Annotated in this window: 9 protein-coding genes; 3 read left to right on the top strand and 6 right to left on the bottom strand. The window is 72.0% G+C overall.

The window, feature by feature from the left end:
* Window positions 1-26: 26 nt before the first annotated feature.
* The 3 genes from ACIPQB_RS00705 (at window position 27) to ACIPQB_RS00695 (ending at window position 5367) form a co-directional block, all read left to right on the top strand.
* Window positions 27-1253, top strand: a complete 1227-nt coding sequence (locus tag ACIPQB_RS00705; RefSeq protein WP_446483271.1) for a molybdopterin molybdotransferase MoeA — start codon at window positions 27-29, stop codon at window positions 1251-1253.
* A gap of 181 nt (window positions 1254-1434) precedes the next feature.
* Window positions 1435-3336, top strand: a complete 1902-nt coding sequence (locus ACIPQB_RS00700; RefSeq protein WP_446483270.1) for a polysaccharide biosynthesis protein — start codon at window positions 1435-1437, stop codon at window positions 3334-3336.
* 171 nt (window positions 3337-3507) lie between these two features.
* A complete protein-coding gene (locus ACIPQB_RS00695; protein ID WP_446483269.1) occupies window positions 3508-5367 on the top strand; it encodes a response regulator in 1860 nt (619 codons plus the stop codon).
* On the opposite strand, the gene ACIPQB_RS00690 is transcribed toward ACIPQB_RS00695, so the two are convergent.
* From ACIPQB_RS00690 to ACIPQB_RS00665, 6 genes are all read right to left on the bottom strand, one after another.
* A complete protein-coding gene (locus ACIPQB_RS00690) occupies window positions 5255-8659 on the bottom strand; it encodes an error-prone DNA polymerase (protein ID WP_446483268.1) in 3405 nt (1134 codons plus the stop codon). The genes ACIPQB_RS00695 and ACIPQB_RS00690 overlap by 113 nt on opposite strands.
* 13 nt (window positions 8660-8672) lie before the next feature.
* Entirely contained in the window at window positions 8673-10148 is a 1476-nt protein-coding gene (locus tag ACIPQB_RS00685) for a Y-family DNA polymerase (protein WP_446483267.1), read from the bottom strand.
* The gene (locus ACIPQB_RS00680) at window positions 10120-10893 is read right to left on the bottom strand and encodes an ImuA family protein (protein ID WP_446483266.1); all 774 of its coding nucleotides are present in this window, start codon (window positions 10891-10893) and stop codon (window positions 10120-10122) included. The genes ACIPQB_RS00685 and ACIPQB_RS00680 overlap by 29 nt, the downstream gene beginning before the upstream one ends.
* Window positions 10894-10995: 102 nt before the next feature.
* Window positions 10996-11358: a hypothetical protein gene (locus tag ACIPQB_RS00675; RefSeq protein ID WP_446483265.1), complete on the bottom strand. Its 363-nt coding sequence runs from the start codon at window positions 11356-11358 to the stop codon at window positions 10996-10998.
* 164 nt (window positions 11359-11522) lie between these two features.
* A complete protein-coding gene (serA, locus tag ACIPQB_RS00670) occupies window positions 11523-13103 on the bottom strand; it encodes a phosphoglycerate dehydrogenase (protein WP_446483264.1) in 1581 nt (526 codons plus the stop codon).
* A gap of 129 nt (window positions 13104-13232) precedes the next feature.
* Window positions 13233-14405, bottom strand: a complete 1173-nt coding sequence (locus tag ACIPQB_RS00665) for a phosphoserine transaminase (RefSeq protein ID WP_446483263.1) — start codon at window positions 14403-14405, stop codon at window positions 13233-13235.
* Between the last annotated feature and the right edge of the window lie 28 nt (window positions 14406-14433).

Genomic DNA, 14433 nt, shown 5'->3' with positions numbered 1-14433 from the left:
GCTGAGCGGATTTTGAAGGACGCATCGTGACCCAGGCCGTCGCCGCTCCCCTCAAGAATCTGACGGTCATCGAAGCCCGAACCCGGATGCTGGCCGACGCCGCTCGGCTGGGCGTCGAGGACGTGGAGCTCGCCTTGGGACTTGGCCGCGTGCTGGCCGCCCCGATCGTCGCCGATCGCGACCAGCCGCCGTTCGACGCCTCGGCCATGGACGGCTGGGCCGTCCGGCGGGCCGACCTGGCCCCCGGCGCGCGGTTCCTGGCGGTCGGCGAGAGCGCGGCCGGCCGGGCCCACCCCCGCCCGGTCGAGGCGGGACAGGCGGTGCGGATCTTCACCGGCGCGCCCGTGCCGGCCCTCGCCGACCTGGTGGTCATCCAGGAGAACGCCGCCCGCGACGGCGACGTCGTGACCTTCACCCTGGGCGAGGCCCCGGCCGGCAACATCCGCGCCGCCGGCGGCGACTTCCGGGCCGGCGACCTGCTGCTGGCCGAGGGAACCCGGCTCGACGCCTGGCGCCTGTCGCTGGCCGCCGCCGCCGGCCGCGCGACCCTGGCCGTGGCGCGCCGGCCGCGGGTCGCCATCCTGGCCACCGGTGACGAACTGGTCCCGCCCGGCGCGATCCCGGCCCCGGACCAGATCTTCGAGTCCGGCTCGTTCAGCCTGGCGGCCCTGGTCCAGGCCTGGGGCGGCCAGGCCGTGCGGTTGAAGGCCCAGGCCGACGACCTGGACGCCATCGCCCGCGCCGTGGCGGGCGTCGAGGCCGACCTGATCGTCACGGTTGGCGGGGCCTCGGTCGGCGACCACGACCTGGTCAAGCCAGCCCTGGCCACCCTGGGCCTTGACCTGCGGGTCGGGAGCATCGCCGTGCGGCCCGGCAAGCCGACCTGGTTCGGTCGGCTGGGCGACGGCCGCCGCGTGCTGGGCCTGCCCGGCAATCCCGGTTCGGCCCTGGTCTGCGCCGAGCTGTTCCTGCGCCCGCTGCTGGCGGCCCTGGCCGGCGCCGACCCGACCCTGCCGATGAGCGCCGGAGTCCTGGCCCAGCCCCTGCCGGCCAACGGCCCTCGCGAGCACTGGCTGCGGGCCGCCCGCGCCGTCGACGCCGAGGGCCGGGTGATGGTCACGCCGTTCCCGGACCAGGACTCCTCGCTGGTCGGCGTATTCTCCCGCGCCGACGCCCTGGTCCTGCGCCCGGCCGGCGCCGCCGCGGCGGCGCCGGGCGAGGTGGTGAGCGTGCTACCGCTGGCCCGGGCCTGAGGCGCCCGTCCTCCGATCAGGTGTGCTCTGCGGGAGACACATCCACAGCATATCGGACCATGGACCGAGGCGATCGGAACCAAGCTCAACTCCAGGCGTCAGGAGACCGGGACGGGGCGCGGCGAGCGTGCTAAGCCCGCGAACGATGTGGCCGCCTGGCGGCCTCGGCGGGAGTTCGTTTATGGGTCGAGCGGGCAAGATCGGGGCGCACATGGTGCTGGCCTTCGCGGCCCTGCTCCTGGCCCAGCTCCTGACCGCCGGCGTCGCCCCCTTCGCTCCCTCGGCCTTGATCCACGCCGCCCTGTTCGCCGCCTCGGCCCTGGCGGTGGAGATGCTGTTCCAGGTCGAGCGCTCGCCGTGGCGGTTCTTCGCGGCCGGCGACGGCCTGCGCCTGGCCCGGTCGGCCCTGCTGACCACCCTGACCTTCGCCCTGCTGGCCCGCCTGGCCGACGTGCGCCAGCCTGGCGGCCTGCGCACCCTGGTCGCCGCCTTCCTGATCCAGACCGCCCTGCTGTCGGCCCTGCGCATCATCCGTCGCACCGTGCATGAGAACGTGCTCGTCGACTCTCTGCTGCGCCTGCGTCCCGCCCCCGCCTCGCCGGCCCTGCCGCGGCTGCTGATCGTCGGCGCCGCCGCCGAGGCCGAGGCCTTCCTGCGCGCCCCCGCCGCCCTGGGCGACCGCTACGCCCCGGTCGGGGTGCTGACGCCGCAGGCCCGCGAGACCGGCGACGAGCTGGGCGGGGTGTGCGTGCTGGGCGCGATCGACGACTTCGACGCGGTGATGGCCCAGCTGCGCGACGGCGGCCTGCAGCCGGCCGCCCTGCTGTTCCTGGGCGAGGGGCGGCTCAGCGCCTTCGGGGCCGAGCGCCTGGGCCGGCTGAAGACCGAGGGCGTGCGCCTGCTGCGCCGCCAGGGCCTGGTCGATATGGGCGCGGCCGGCGGCGCCAGCCTGCGCGAGATCAGCCTGGAAGAGCTGCTCAGCCGGCCGCCAGTGCGGCTGGACCCCGAACCGGTCCGCGCCCTGGTCGCCGGGCGCCGGGTGCTGGTCACCGGGGCCGGCGGCAGCATCGGCTCGGAGCTGGCCCGCCAGATCGCCGCCAGCGGTCCCGCCCAGCTGACCCTGCTCGACGCCGCCGAGGCCAACCTCTTCCATATCGACCGCGAACTGGGCGAGGCCTGGCCGCTGCTGCCCCGCCGCGACGTGCTGTGCGACGTGCGCGACGCCGCCCGGCTGGACCTGGTGTTCGCCGCCGAACGGCCGGAGATCGTCTTCCACGCCGCCGCCCTCAAGCATGTCACCCTGGTCGAGAACCATCCCTGCGAAGGCGTGCGCACCAATGTGCTGGGCAGCCGCAACGTCGCCGCCGCCGCCAAGGCCTGCGGCGCGGCGCACCTGGCCCTGATCTCGACCGACAAGGCCGTGGCTCCCGCAAGCGTCATGGGCGCGACCAAGCGGGTGGCAGAGGCCGTGGTCCGCCAGTTCGCCGGCGGGGAGGGCCCCGACGCCACCCGGGTCAGCGTCGTGCGGTTCGGCAATGTGCTGGGCTCGGCCGGTTCGGTGGTGCCGATCTTCCAGCACCAGATCGCCCGCGGCGGCCCCGTCACCCTAACGGACCCCCGGGTCGAGCGCTATTTCATGACCATCCCCGAGGCCGTGCAACTGGTGCTGCGGGCCGTGGCCCTGTCGGCCGCCGATCCGGCCCCGCCGACCGGCGTCCTGACCCTGGAGATGGGCGAGCCGGTCAAGATCATCGACCTGGCCCGGCGGATGATCGAGCTGCAGGGCCTGGTCCCCGAGCGCGACATCGAGATCCGCATCACCGGTCTGCGGCCTGGCGAGAAGCTCACCGAGGCCCTGGTCGACGTCAACGAGGTCGCCCGGCCCAAGGCTCCGGGCGTCACCGAGGCCGCGCCGCTGACGCCGCTGGCCCCGATCGCCCCCGCCGCCCTGGTCGCCCTTGAGGCCGCCGCCCTGGCCGGGGACGAGTTCGGCGTGCGCCAGCAGCTGTTCGCCATGGTCGAGGGCCTGCGCAACGTGCTGCCGGTCAAGACTGGGACGACCAAGGCCCGCACCCAGGCCTAGCCCCTGCGGGCGGCCGCCGCGGGGCGCCGCCGTCGCGAGCATTCTTCCTCGCCTTAAGGTCATTGCTTCGGCTATTCCCGCTCAAGGAGAGCGCAGGGGGCAGAATCATCGTCCCATGCTTGTCTCCGCCCCGGATCTCCCGCCGGGGCGGAAGGCCTTGTGGAAAGCGGCATGTTCGAACAGACGGCGGACGTCACCCGACTGGACGGGTTCGTTCGATATTCCCGTGGCCTGGCCCTGTCGCGGCTGGCCCTGGTCGCCTGTTTCGTGGCGCTGCTGGCGGTCTTCACGCCCTGGCGGATAACCCGGCTGGGGATCCTCGAGTTCGGCCTCTACCTGACCCTGTTCGCCGTCACCGAGCTGGCGGTCCGCCAGAAGGATCGCCGGCGGGCGTTTCGGCGGCTGCGCTGGCGGTCGGACCTGCTGGTCTTCCTGCTGTCGGCCAACGCCTGCTGGCTGGCGGCGCAGATCCGGCTCTATGGCCAGCCGATCATGCGGGTCGAGGCCGCCCTACTGGCCATCTGCGTGCTGCTGTTCGCCGCCCTGCGCGTGCATATGAGCCGGTTCAGCTACGCCACCGCCGTCGCCCCGCCGGTGATCACCCTGCTGTGGATCGGGCTGGACGGTCATGGGCCGCTGTCCGGCAACCATTTCGCCCTGTCCATGGCCCTGTTCGTGGCGGCGGTGCTGGCCGTCACCTGGCGTCAGCAGGTCACCGACCGCGCCCTGGCCCAGGCCCTGCGCGACCTGGGCGGCAAGAACCTCGCCTTGACCCAGGCCATCGACGAGGCTCAGGCCGCCAGCCGCGCCAAGTCCGACCTGCTGGCCGTCGCCAGCCACGAGATCCGCACCCCGCTCAACGCGGTGGTGGGCTTCGCCCAGGCCCTGCGGCGCGACACCTTCCTGACCGCCGCCCAGGCCGAACTGGCTCAAGGGGTGCTGGACGGCGGGGCCCAACTGACCCGGCTGCTCGACACGGTGCTGGACCTGGCCAAGGTCGAGGCCGGTAAGGCGGTGCTGAGCCTGGCGCCGGTCGACTTGCGGCGCCTGACGCAGGCCGTCGTGCGGGTATGGAGCGCCCATGCCGAGGCGGTCGGGGTGACCCTGAGCTTTGAGGACGCTGATCCTGGCCTGGCGTTCGGCCTGCTGGCCGACGAGGCGCGGCTGGAGCAGACCCTGGTCAACCTGGTGTCCTACGCCCTGAGGGCGACGCCCCGCGGCGGAACGGTCAGGGTGCGGTTGGCGGGCGTCGCCGAGGTCGAGGCCCTGGCCGCCCTGGTCGAGGTGCATGACGGCGGCGATCGTGTTCCGCCGGAGGATCGCGCCCGGATGTTCGAGGGCTTCGACCAGACCGGGCGCGGCCGGCGCCTCGGCGGCGGCGGCCTGGGCCTGTCGGCCTGCGCCGCCAACCTGGCCCTGATGGGCGGCGAGATCGGCGTCGACGACGCGCCGGGAGAGACGGGCGCGGTGTTCTGGTTCGCTATCGAGGGTCTGCGCCAGGCGGTTCCGGCGCTCGCGGCCGTCGCCGACGTCCCACGCCCGGCCGCTCCGATCCGGGTGCTGGCGGCCGAGGACAACCCCGCCAACCGCCGGGTCCTGGCCGCCCTGCTGTCCGCCGCCCCGGTGACCCTGGCGTTCGCCGAGGACGGCGCCCAGGCCTTGGAGGCCTGGCGCGCCCAGGCCTTCGACCTGGTGTTGATGGACGTCAACATGCCGGTCCTCGACGGCCTGTCGGCCCTGCGCGAGATCCGTCGCGTCGAGCCGGCCGGCCGCCGGATTCCGGTTTGGATGCTGACCGCCAACGTTTTCGACGACGACGTCGCCCGCTATCGCCAGGCCGGCGCCGACGGCGTGCTGCGCAAGCCGATCGACACCCCGGCGCTGTTTTCGCTGCTGGCCCGGGTGGCGGAGGGGCGGCTCAGTGAAAATCCCGACTCCGCTGCAGCCGGCCGGACTTGCGATGTCGCAGGGTCGGGGCCGCCGCCTCGGGGTCCTCCTTCATCCGGACCAGCTCCGCCGACAGGTCGGTGAAACGCTCGGCGACCACATGGATCACCCCCTCGGCGGCCTGCACCCGGCCGTGGACGACCAGGAACGAGGCGCTCATCACCGTGCGGCGATGGGCGTCGAAACAGTCCTTCCAGACCACGGCGTTGGCGACGCCGGTCTCGTCCTCCAGGGTCAGGAACACCACGCCCTTGGCGGTGCCCGGCCGCTGGCGGATCAGCACCAGCCCGCCGACCGACACCCGGCGTCCGTCCTTGACGTCCTTCAGCCGCTCGGCGGTCACGACGCCCAGCCGGTCCAGCATCGGCCGGAAGAAGCCGCAGGGGTGGGCCTTCAGCGACAGGCTGGTGGTGCGGTAGTCCTCGGCCACCTGCTGGGGCAGGCCCATGGCCGGCAGGGCGACGGCGGTCTCGAACAGCGGCAGGCCGGCCAGCAGCGGAGCCTGGCTGTCGACCTTCACCGTGTCCTTCAGGCCCTTGACCGCCCACAGGGCGTCGCGGCGCGACAGGCCGGTGGAGGCGAAGGCGTCGGCCTCGGCCAGCAGTTCCAGGGCGCGCTGGGAGACCCCGGCCCGGGCGAAGTCGGCGGGAGACCGGGCCCCGGCGGCGCGGGCGGCCATGATGAGATCGGCGTCGAGATCGGCGTCCTCCGGCCTTTTCTTCTTCTTCAGTCCCTTGATCTGGCGCAGGCCCAGGCGAACGGCCTTCCAGAACGGGCGGGTGTCTTCGTTGGAGAGCTTGTCGGCGGCGATCGACCTCTCCTCCCCCGTGAAACGGGGGAGGTGGCGCGTCGCCCCCTCGCTCAAGACTGGCAGCGACGTGACGGAGGGGGCGTCGTGCGGCGGCTGGACGCCCCCTCCGTCACGATGCGTATCCGCATCGCGCCACCTCCCCCGCTGCGCGGGTGAGGAGAAGGCCTTATCCTCCAGGGTGCAATCCCACCCGCTCATCAGCACGTCCGGCGCTCGCACCTCGACGCCGTGCTCGCGGGCGTCGCGGACCAGCTGGGCCGGCTGGTAGAAGCCCATCGGCTGGGAATTGATCAGGGCCGCGCAGAACACGTCGGGCCAGGCCCACTTCATCCAGGCCGAGACATAGACCAGCTTGGCGAAGCTGGCCGCGTGGCTTTCCGGGAAGCCGTAGGAGCCGAAGCCCTCGATCTGCTTGAAGCAGCGGGTGGCGAAGTCGCGCTGATAGCCGCGCGAGACCATGCCCTCGACGAACTTGTCGCGGTACTGGCCCGGATCGCCGTCGTGCTTGAAGGTGGCCATGGCCTTGCGCAGGCCGTCAGCCTCGTCGGGGGTGAACTTGGCCGCCTCGATGGCCAGGCTCATGGCCTGTTCCTGGAACAGCGGCACGCCGAAGGTCTTGCCCAGGATGCCGAACAGCTCGTCCGGCGGGCCATGCTCGGGCGACGGGGCCGGCCATTCCACCGGCTCCTGACCGTTGCGTCGCCGCAGGTACGGATGGACCATGTCGCCCTGGATGGGGCCCGGCCGCACGATCGCCACCTCGATGACCAGGTCGTAGAATTCCTTGGGCTTGAGCCTGGGCAGCATCGACATCTGGGCCCGGCTCTCGACCTGGAACACCCCCACGCTGTCGGCCGCCGACAGCATGTCGTAGACGCCTTTCACCTCGGTGGGGATGTCGGCCAGGTCGGTGATCGCCAGGCCGTGTTCGGCGCGCAGCATGCCGAAGCCGCGCTGGATGGCGGTCAGCATGCCCAGGGCCAGCACGTCGACCTTCATCAGGCCCAGGCTGTCGATGTCGTCCTTGTCCCATTCGATGAAGGTGCGGTCCTTCATCGCCGCATTGCCGATCGGCACGGTCTCGTCCAGCCGCCGCTTGGTCAGCACGAAGCCGCCGACATGCTGCGACAGGTGGCGCGGGAACTGCAGCAGCTGCGTGGCCAGGGCGATGGCGCGGGCGATCTGCGGGTTGGCCGGATCCAGGCCCGTCTGGCGGATGTGCTCGTCGGGCAGGCCGTCGCCCCAGCTGCCCCAGACGGTGTTGGCCAGGACGGCGGTGATGTCCTCAGTCAGGCCCAGGGCCTTGCCGACGTCGCGGATGGCGCTGCGCGGCCGGTAGTGGATCACCGTACCGCAGATGGCGGCGTATTCGCGGCCATAGCGCTCATAGACATATTGCATCACCTCCTCGCGCCGCTCGTGTTCGAAGTCGACGTCGATGTCCGGCGGCTCGCCGCGGTTCTCGGAGATGAAGCGGGTGAACAGCAGCCGGTGCTTGGTGGGGTCGATCGCCGTCACCCCCAGGCAGTAGCAGACCGAGGAATTGGCCGCCGAGCCGCGTCCCTGGCACAGGATGCCCATCTCCCGCGCCTTGTGGACGATGTCGTGCACGGTGATGAAATAGTTGGGATAGTCCATCTTGCCGATCAGCCGCAGCTCCTCGCGCAGCTGGTCGGCGACTTGGGGCGGCACGCCGCCGGGATAGCGCCAGGCCGCGCCCTGCCAGGTCAGGTCGGTCAGGTGCTGCATGGCGGTCTTGCCGGGCGGCACCGGCTCGTCGGGATATTCCTCCTTCAGCTGACCGAGGTCGAAGCCGATGCGCTCGACGATCTCGACCGTGCGCTCGACGGCGGCGGGCCAGCGCTCGAACAGCCGGGCCATCTCGGCCGGGGTCTTCAGGTGGCGCTCGGCGTTGGCCTCCAGGCGAAAGCCCGCCTCCTGGATCGTGCAGCCCTCGCGGATGCAGGTCAGCACGTCCTGCAGCGGCCGCCGCTCGGGGCCGTGATAGAGCACGTCGTTGGTGGCGACCATCGGGGCGCGGGCGGCGCGGGCCAGCTCTTCCAGCCGCGACAGCCGCCGCAGGTCCTGGGCGGCGTAGGCGCGGCTGGCGGCCAGCCAGACCCGGCCGCTCAAGTCTCCGGCCATCCGCGCCAGGTCGGTCTCGAACGTCGCGTCCAGCCGGGCCGGCGGCACGATCAGCGCCAGCTGGCCGTCGGCGTGGGCCAGGAAATCCTGCCAGAACAGGTGGCACTCGCCCTTGGCGGCCCGGCGCTGGCCGACGGTCAGCAGCCGCGTCAGGCGGGCGAAGGCCTCGCGGTCGGTCGGGTAGCACAGCAGGCTGGGCGTTTCGTCGGCGAAGTCCAGCCGGCAGCCGGTCAGGGCCCTGACCTTGGACGTCTTGGCCGCCGTCCAGGCCCGCACCACCCCGGCCAGGGTGTTGCGATCGGTGATCCCGACCGCGGCCACGCCCAGGGCCTCGGCGGTCAGCATCAGCTCGCCGGCGTGGGAGGCCCCGCGCAGGAAGGAGAAGTTGCTGGTGGTCTGCAGTTCGGCATAGGCGGTCATCGGCGAGCCCCTGTCATCCGAACAGCCCATGCAGCCACCACTTCGGAGCCTCGTCCCCGCCATAGAGCCCGGCCCGAAAGATCCAGAACCGCTCGCCCGTCTCGTCCTCCACGCGGTAATAGTCGCGCACCTTGCCGGGACCGATGTCGTCGAAGGCCTGGCGCCACCATTCCTGGGCGATGCGCTCGGGGCCCTCGGCCAGGCGGACGCGATGCGACTGGCCGCGCCAGATGAAGCGGACCGGCGGATCGTCGGGCAGCTTGGCGATCACCGCGATCGCCTCGGGACGGCGAAACAGCCGGGTCGGGCGGGGGCGCTGGGGATCCCAGGCCGCCTCCGCCGGCGGGGCGAGGGGGGCGCGGCGCACCACCGCCCGTTCGGGCACGTGGCTCTCGCAGGGGTCGGCGCGCCAGACCCGGTCCTCGCCCAGGCGGTTGACCAGCCGGTCGACCAACGGGGCCAGGCCCTCCTCCAGGCTGACGCCGCCCTCGGCGTCGAGGCTGCGCTGCGCCGCCGACAGCGGTTCGACGTCGGCGGCCCACAGGGTGACGACCTCGACGCCGAAGCCCGGATCCACCGTCTCCAGCTTGGGCTTCAGCAGCCGGGTGATGCGGACCGCGTCGCGGCCGGGACGCGACAGGCCGACCCGCACCGGCTGGTCGCGGCCGTCCAGGCGGTGGAACACCAGCTCGAACCGCCGCGCCCCCTGGCCCTCGGCCTCCAGCCGAGCGCAGAGCAGGGCGGCGATGTCGCCGGCCGCCCGGGCCATGTCGTCGGGGGCGCTGATCGGCTCGGCGAAGGCCAGGCGGTCGAACCACGGGGTGACGGGGCGGCGGAAGGCCAGGGGCTCACGCGCCGCGCCCAGGGCCTGGTCGATGCGCAGCACCGTCCCGGCCCCGAACCGCCGGGTCAGCTGGACGCGGGGCAGGGCCAGCAGCTGGCCGACCTGGAACAGGCCCAGGCGCGGCAACTGGGCCTGGGCGGCGTCGTCCAGGCGCAGGGCCGCCACCGGCAGGGCGGCCAGCAGCGGGCCCTGGCCGCCGGGCGGGGCGATCATGCGGTCAGGGGCGAAGCGGGCCAGGGCCCAGGCCGCGCCGGGGGTGTCGGCGATCGCTCCCCGGGCCGGCGCCCCCCAGCGGGCCAGGCGGGCCAGCAGGTCGTCGAGCATCGCGCCTTCCCCGCCCCACAGGTGGGCGACGCCTTCGATGTCGAGGAACAGGCCGTCCAGGCCGTCGATGGCCACGGCCGGCGAGAACCGCACGCACCAGTCGCACAGCACCTCCAGGGCCGCGCGGTCGCCCTCGGGGTCGTGGTCGGCGACGACCAGCTCCGGACACAGGGCCGCGGCGTCGGCGGCTTTCTGGCCGACATGCAGGCCGCAGGCGGCGGCGACGTCGTCGACGGCGGCCAGGCGACGGGTTCCGGCTTCGGAAGCGACCAGGGCGACGGGCGGGGCCGTTTCAGCCGGCGCGCCTGAGGTCTTCCTCAACCACGTCGTGATCGGCCAATTGCGACACCAAATGGAAAGGATGCGGGCCATGATCGGCCTCCGAAGACTCCAGGATCCAGGCGCCGGGACGTCCGCCCCGGCAGCGTTCCAGTTCCACCCGCCAGCGCGGCGGGCCCAGGCCCGGTTCGCCCGGCGGCGGCTGGCTGGGGGCGGCGGCGACGCGCCAGCGGCTCAGGGCGGCCGCGCCGGACACCTCGCGCATCTTGCCGGCCGGACCGCCATAAGGTCGCCGGCGCAGCAGGATCCCGGTCGCCCCGCGCCGCTCGCAGGCCAGCTGCAGGCGGCGGCCGGCCTTGAGGTCTGGGGCCTGGGCCTCGCCGACGGCGGCGGCGACCCCGACCGTGGCCAGGGCGTCCTCCAGCACCGCCAGCACCTCGGCCTCGTCGCGGGCCCGGACCTGGATCAGCCGGCCGGCGGGAAAGCCCAGGCCCTGCAGGCCCGGCGCGTGCAGGTCGTCGCGGCGCATCACCCAGACCACCGCGCCCTTGGCGGCCAGCGGCCTCAGCAGCAGGGCCGAAAAGGCGGCGGGGGCCGCGCCGGTCTCCTCATCAAGGCCGGCGCCGCCCACCTCGTGCCAGCCGCCGCGCGGCAGGCCGCCGGCCGGAAAGCAGCTGTCGATGCGCGGATCGCCGAACGGCAGGACCAGGGATGGAGTCCGAGTCCCCGCTTCCAAGGCGGCGATCCTGGCTCTCAAAGCCGAAAGGGCGGGCTTCGCCCCGGGCATCCTCGCATCTCCAATGTTCCACTTTTGTTCTGATCCTCCGGACGGGGAGAGTCAAGCGGAGCAGGGGTGCGGCGGAAGGACCCGTTTGCGAAAGGGGTCGGCCTAGCGCCGGCGCCAGCGCACGGCGATCATCGGACCATAGGCGGCGCTGATCCCGCAGGCGTCGGCCAGCAGGTCGAACCATGAGGCGTCGCGATGGACGATCGGCAGGCCCTGCAGGATCTCGATCGCCCCGCCGAAAGCCAGCAGCACCGCGCCGATGCGCCACAGCCGGCTGTCGGGCAGGGCCAGGGAGGCCAGGCCGGCCAAGGTATAGAAGACGATGAAGTGCTTGGCCTTGTCCCAGGGGATCAGGCCCAGATTGTCGTTGTCCGGCAGCAGGGCCCGGGCCAGGGCGTAGGCCGCCGCCGCCAGGAAGACGACGAAGAGCAGACGGTTGACCTTGCGGCGGGCGCTATGGGGCATCGAAACATCCTGGCTGGCGGTGTTCGAGGACCTAGCCGCTCCGGTCAGGCTTGGGAACGGCGTCTGCGCCGTCTACGCAACATCCCCTTGGCCCCTGCACGGAATGTGCGCATCGGCCCAAAGGACGGCTTCGGGGCCCAGCCAGGCCGGGCCCCGAAGGGAGGTCAGAACGTCAGGGCGCGGGCTTCCTTGACGTGCGGCAGGGCCTGGATCTTGGCCAGCAGGGTCTCGTCCGGGGCCTGGTCGACGCCAACCAGGGCGATGGCGTCCTCCTCGGCCGAGACGCGGCCGAGATTGAAGGTGGCGATGTTGACGCCGGCCTCGCCCAGCAGCATGCCCAGGGCCCCGATAAAGCCCGGCTTGTCGAGGTTGTTGATATAGAGCATGGCCGGCGAGAAGCCCGCGTCCAGCTCCATGCCCTTGACCTCGACGACGCGCGGGGCGCCGGCGATCACCGTGCCGGCGAAGGCGCGCTTGCCCTTTTCGGTGGTGACGGTGATGCGCATCAGGCTGTCATAGGTGGGGCTGACCTCCTGGCGGCTCTCGGAGACGGTGATGCCGCGCTCCTTGGCCACGGCCGGCGCGGAGACCATGTTGATCTCGGCCAGCATCGGCTTGAGGATGCCGGCCAGGGCGGCGCTGGTCAGCGGCTTGACGTTGAGATTGGAGACCTCGCCCTCATAGGCGATGTCGATGGCCAGGATGCCGAAGTCGACCATCTGGCCGGCCATGGCCCCGATCTTCTCGGCCAGGGCCACGAACGGCTTCAGCTTGGGGGCTTCCTCGGCGGTGATCGACGGGCTGTTGAGGGCGTTGGTCACCGCGCCGGTCAGCAGGTAGTCGCTCATCTGTTCGGCGACCTGCAGGGCGACGTTCTCCTGGGCCTCGCTGGTGCTGGCGCCCAGGTGCGGGGTGGCCACCACCTTGTCGGAGCCGAACAGGACGTTGGTCTTGGCCGGCTCCTCGGTGAAGACGTCGAAGCCGGCGCCGCCGACATGGCCGTTGTCGAGCAGCTCGCGCAGGGCGACCTCGTCGACCAGGCCGCCGCGGGCGCAGTTGACGATCAGCACGCCCTTCTTGGTCTTCTGCAGGTTCTCGCGCGACAGGATGTTGCGGGTCTTGTCGGTCAGCGGCGTGTGCAGGGTGATGACGTCGGCGCGGGCCAGCAGCTCGTCCAGCTCGACCTTCTCGACGCCGATCTCGACGGCGCGTTCCGGCGACAGGAAGGGGTCGTAGGCCACGACCTTCATCTTCAGGCCCAGGGCCCGGTCGGCGACGATCGAGCCGATGTTGCCGGCCCCGATCAGGCCCAGGGTCTTGGCGTAGAGCTCCACGCCCATGAAGCGGTTCTTCTCCCATTTTCCCAGTTGGGTGCTGGCATCAGCCGCCGGCAGCTGACGGGCCAGGGCGAACATCATGGCGATGGCGTGCTCGGCGGTGGTGATCGAGTTGCCGAACGGGGTGTTCATCACCACGACGCCGGCGGCGGTGGCGGCCGGGATGTTGACGTTGTCGACGCCGATGCCGGCCCGGCCGATGACCTTCAGCTTCTTGGCGGCGGCGATGACCTCGGGGTCGGCCTTGGTGGCCGAGCGGACGGCCAGGCCGTCATAGTCGCCGATGATCTCGAGGAGTTCGGCCTTGGTCAGGCCGGTCTTGACGTCGGCCTGGACGCCGCGGGCGGTGAAGATCGCCACGGCGGCGGGAGACAGGCTGTCGGCGATGAGGACGCGGGGAGCGGTCATGGAGGTGTTCTCCGATTTCGAGCCCTTTCCCCTGATGGGGGAAGGGTGGGGATGGGGGTGCTTGCTGAGGTGGCGGGGGTCGCCCCCACCCCTGCCCCTCCCCCATCGAGGGGGAGGGAGGGCGTGTGATCAGGCGGCGGCCAGTTCGGCCGAGACGGCCTCGAAGGCCCAGTCGAGCCAGGGCGTCAGGGCTTCGAGGTCGGAGGCCTCGACCGTGGCGCCGCACCAGATGCGCAGGCCGGCCGGGGCGTCGCGATAGCCGCCGATGTCGAGGGCCGCGCCCTCCTTCTCAAGCAGGCCGGCCAGCTTCTTGGCGAAGTCGGCCTGGGCGTCGTCGGGCAAGGCGGCGATCCTGGGATCGACCACTTTCAGGCACACCGAGGTGTTGGAGCGGATGTCCGGCGTGGCGGCCAGGAAGTCGACCCACGGGGTGCGGGCGACCCAATCGGCCAGCACGGCCAGGTTCTGGTCGGCCCGGGCCTGCATGGCTTCCAGCCCGCCGATCGAGGCGGCCCACTTCAGGGCGTCCAGGGCGTCTTCCACGCAGAGCATGGAGGGGGTGTTGATGGTCGCGCCTTCGAAGATGTCGGCGGCGATCTTGCCGGCCTTGGTCATCCGGAACAGCTTGGGCATCGGCCAGGCCGGGGTGTAGCTCTCAAGGCGAGCCACGGCGCGGGGCGACAGGATCAGGATCCCGTGCGCGCCCTCGCCGCCCAGGGCCTTCTGCCAGGAGAAGGTCACGACGTCGAGCTTGGTCCAGTCCAGGTCCTGGGCGAAGGCGGCGCTGGTGGCGTCGCAGATCACGACGCCTTCGCGATCGGCGCTGATGAAGTCGGCGTTCGGGACCCGGACGCCCGAGGTGGTGCCGTTCCAGGTGAAGACCAGGTCCTTGGCCGGATCGACCTTGGAGGTGTCCGGCAGCTGGCCGTAGGGGGCGTCGAGCACCTCGACGTCGGGCAGCTTCAGCTGCTTGGTCACGTCGGTGACCCAGTCCTTGCCGAAGGATTCGAAGGCCATGACCTGCACGGGGCGGGCGCCCAGCATCGACCACATCGCCATCTCGACGGCGCCGGTGTCGGAGCCGGCGACGATGCCGATCAGGAAGTCGGCGGGGACCTCCAGCACTTCGCGCGTCTGGTCGATGGCGGCCTTCAGGCGGCCCTTGCCCAGCTTGGAGCGGTGCGACCGGCCCAGCACGGCGTTTCTGAGATTTTCGGGGGTCCAGCCAGGGCGCTTGGCGCAGGGGCCGGAAGAGAACTCGGGACGAGCCGGGCGGATCGCCGGCTTGGCGAGGGTGGTCATGTCGATGTCTCCCATCCTTACAGATGGA

It is taken from the genome of Caulobacter sp. LARHSG274, from assembly GCF_052871235.1.
Note: the sequence above shows the minus strand (reverse complement) of the source record. Positions and strands in the feature narration are given on the sequence as shown.

Excerpts from the sequence above, each read along its gene's own strand:
- ACIPQB_RS00700 (WP_446483270.1), top strand. The coding sequence starts at position 1,435 with ATGGGTCGAGCGGGCAAGATCGGGGCGCACATGGTGCTGGCCTTCGCG.
- ACIPQB_RS00695 (WP_446483269.1), top strand. The coding sequence starts at position 3,508 with ATGTTCGAACAGACGGCGGACGTCACCCGACTGGACGGGTTCGTTCGA.
- ACIPQB_RS00690 (WP_446483268.1), bottom strand. The coding sequence starts at position 8,659 with ATGACCGCCTATGCCGAACTGCAGACCACCAGCAACTTCTCCTTCCTG.
- ACIPQB_RS00680 (WP_446483266.1), bottom strand. The coding sequence starts at position 10,893 with ATGCCCGGGGCGAAGCCCGCCCTTTCGGCTTTGAGAGCCAGGATCGCC.
- ACIPQB_RS00675 (WP_446483265.1), bottom strand. The coding sequence starts at position 11,358 with ATGCCCCATAGCGCCCGCCGCAAGGTCAACCGTCTGCTCTTCGTCGTC.
- serA (WP_446483264.1), bottom strand. The coding sequence starts at position 13,103 with ATGACCGCTCCCCGCGTCCTCATCGCCGACAGCCTGTCTCCCGCCGCC.
- ACIPQB_RS00665 (WP_446483263.1), bottom strand. The coding sequence starts at position 14,405 with ATGACCACCCTCGCCAAGCCGGCGATCCGCCCGGCTCGTCCCGAGTTC.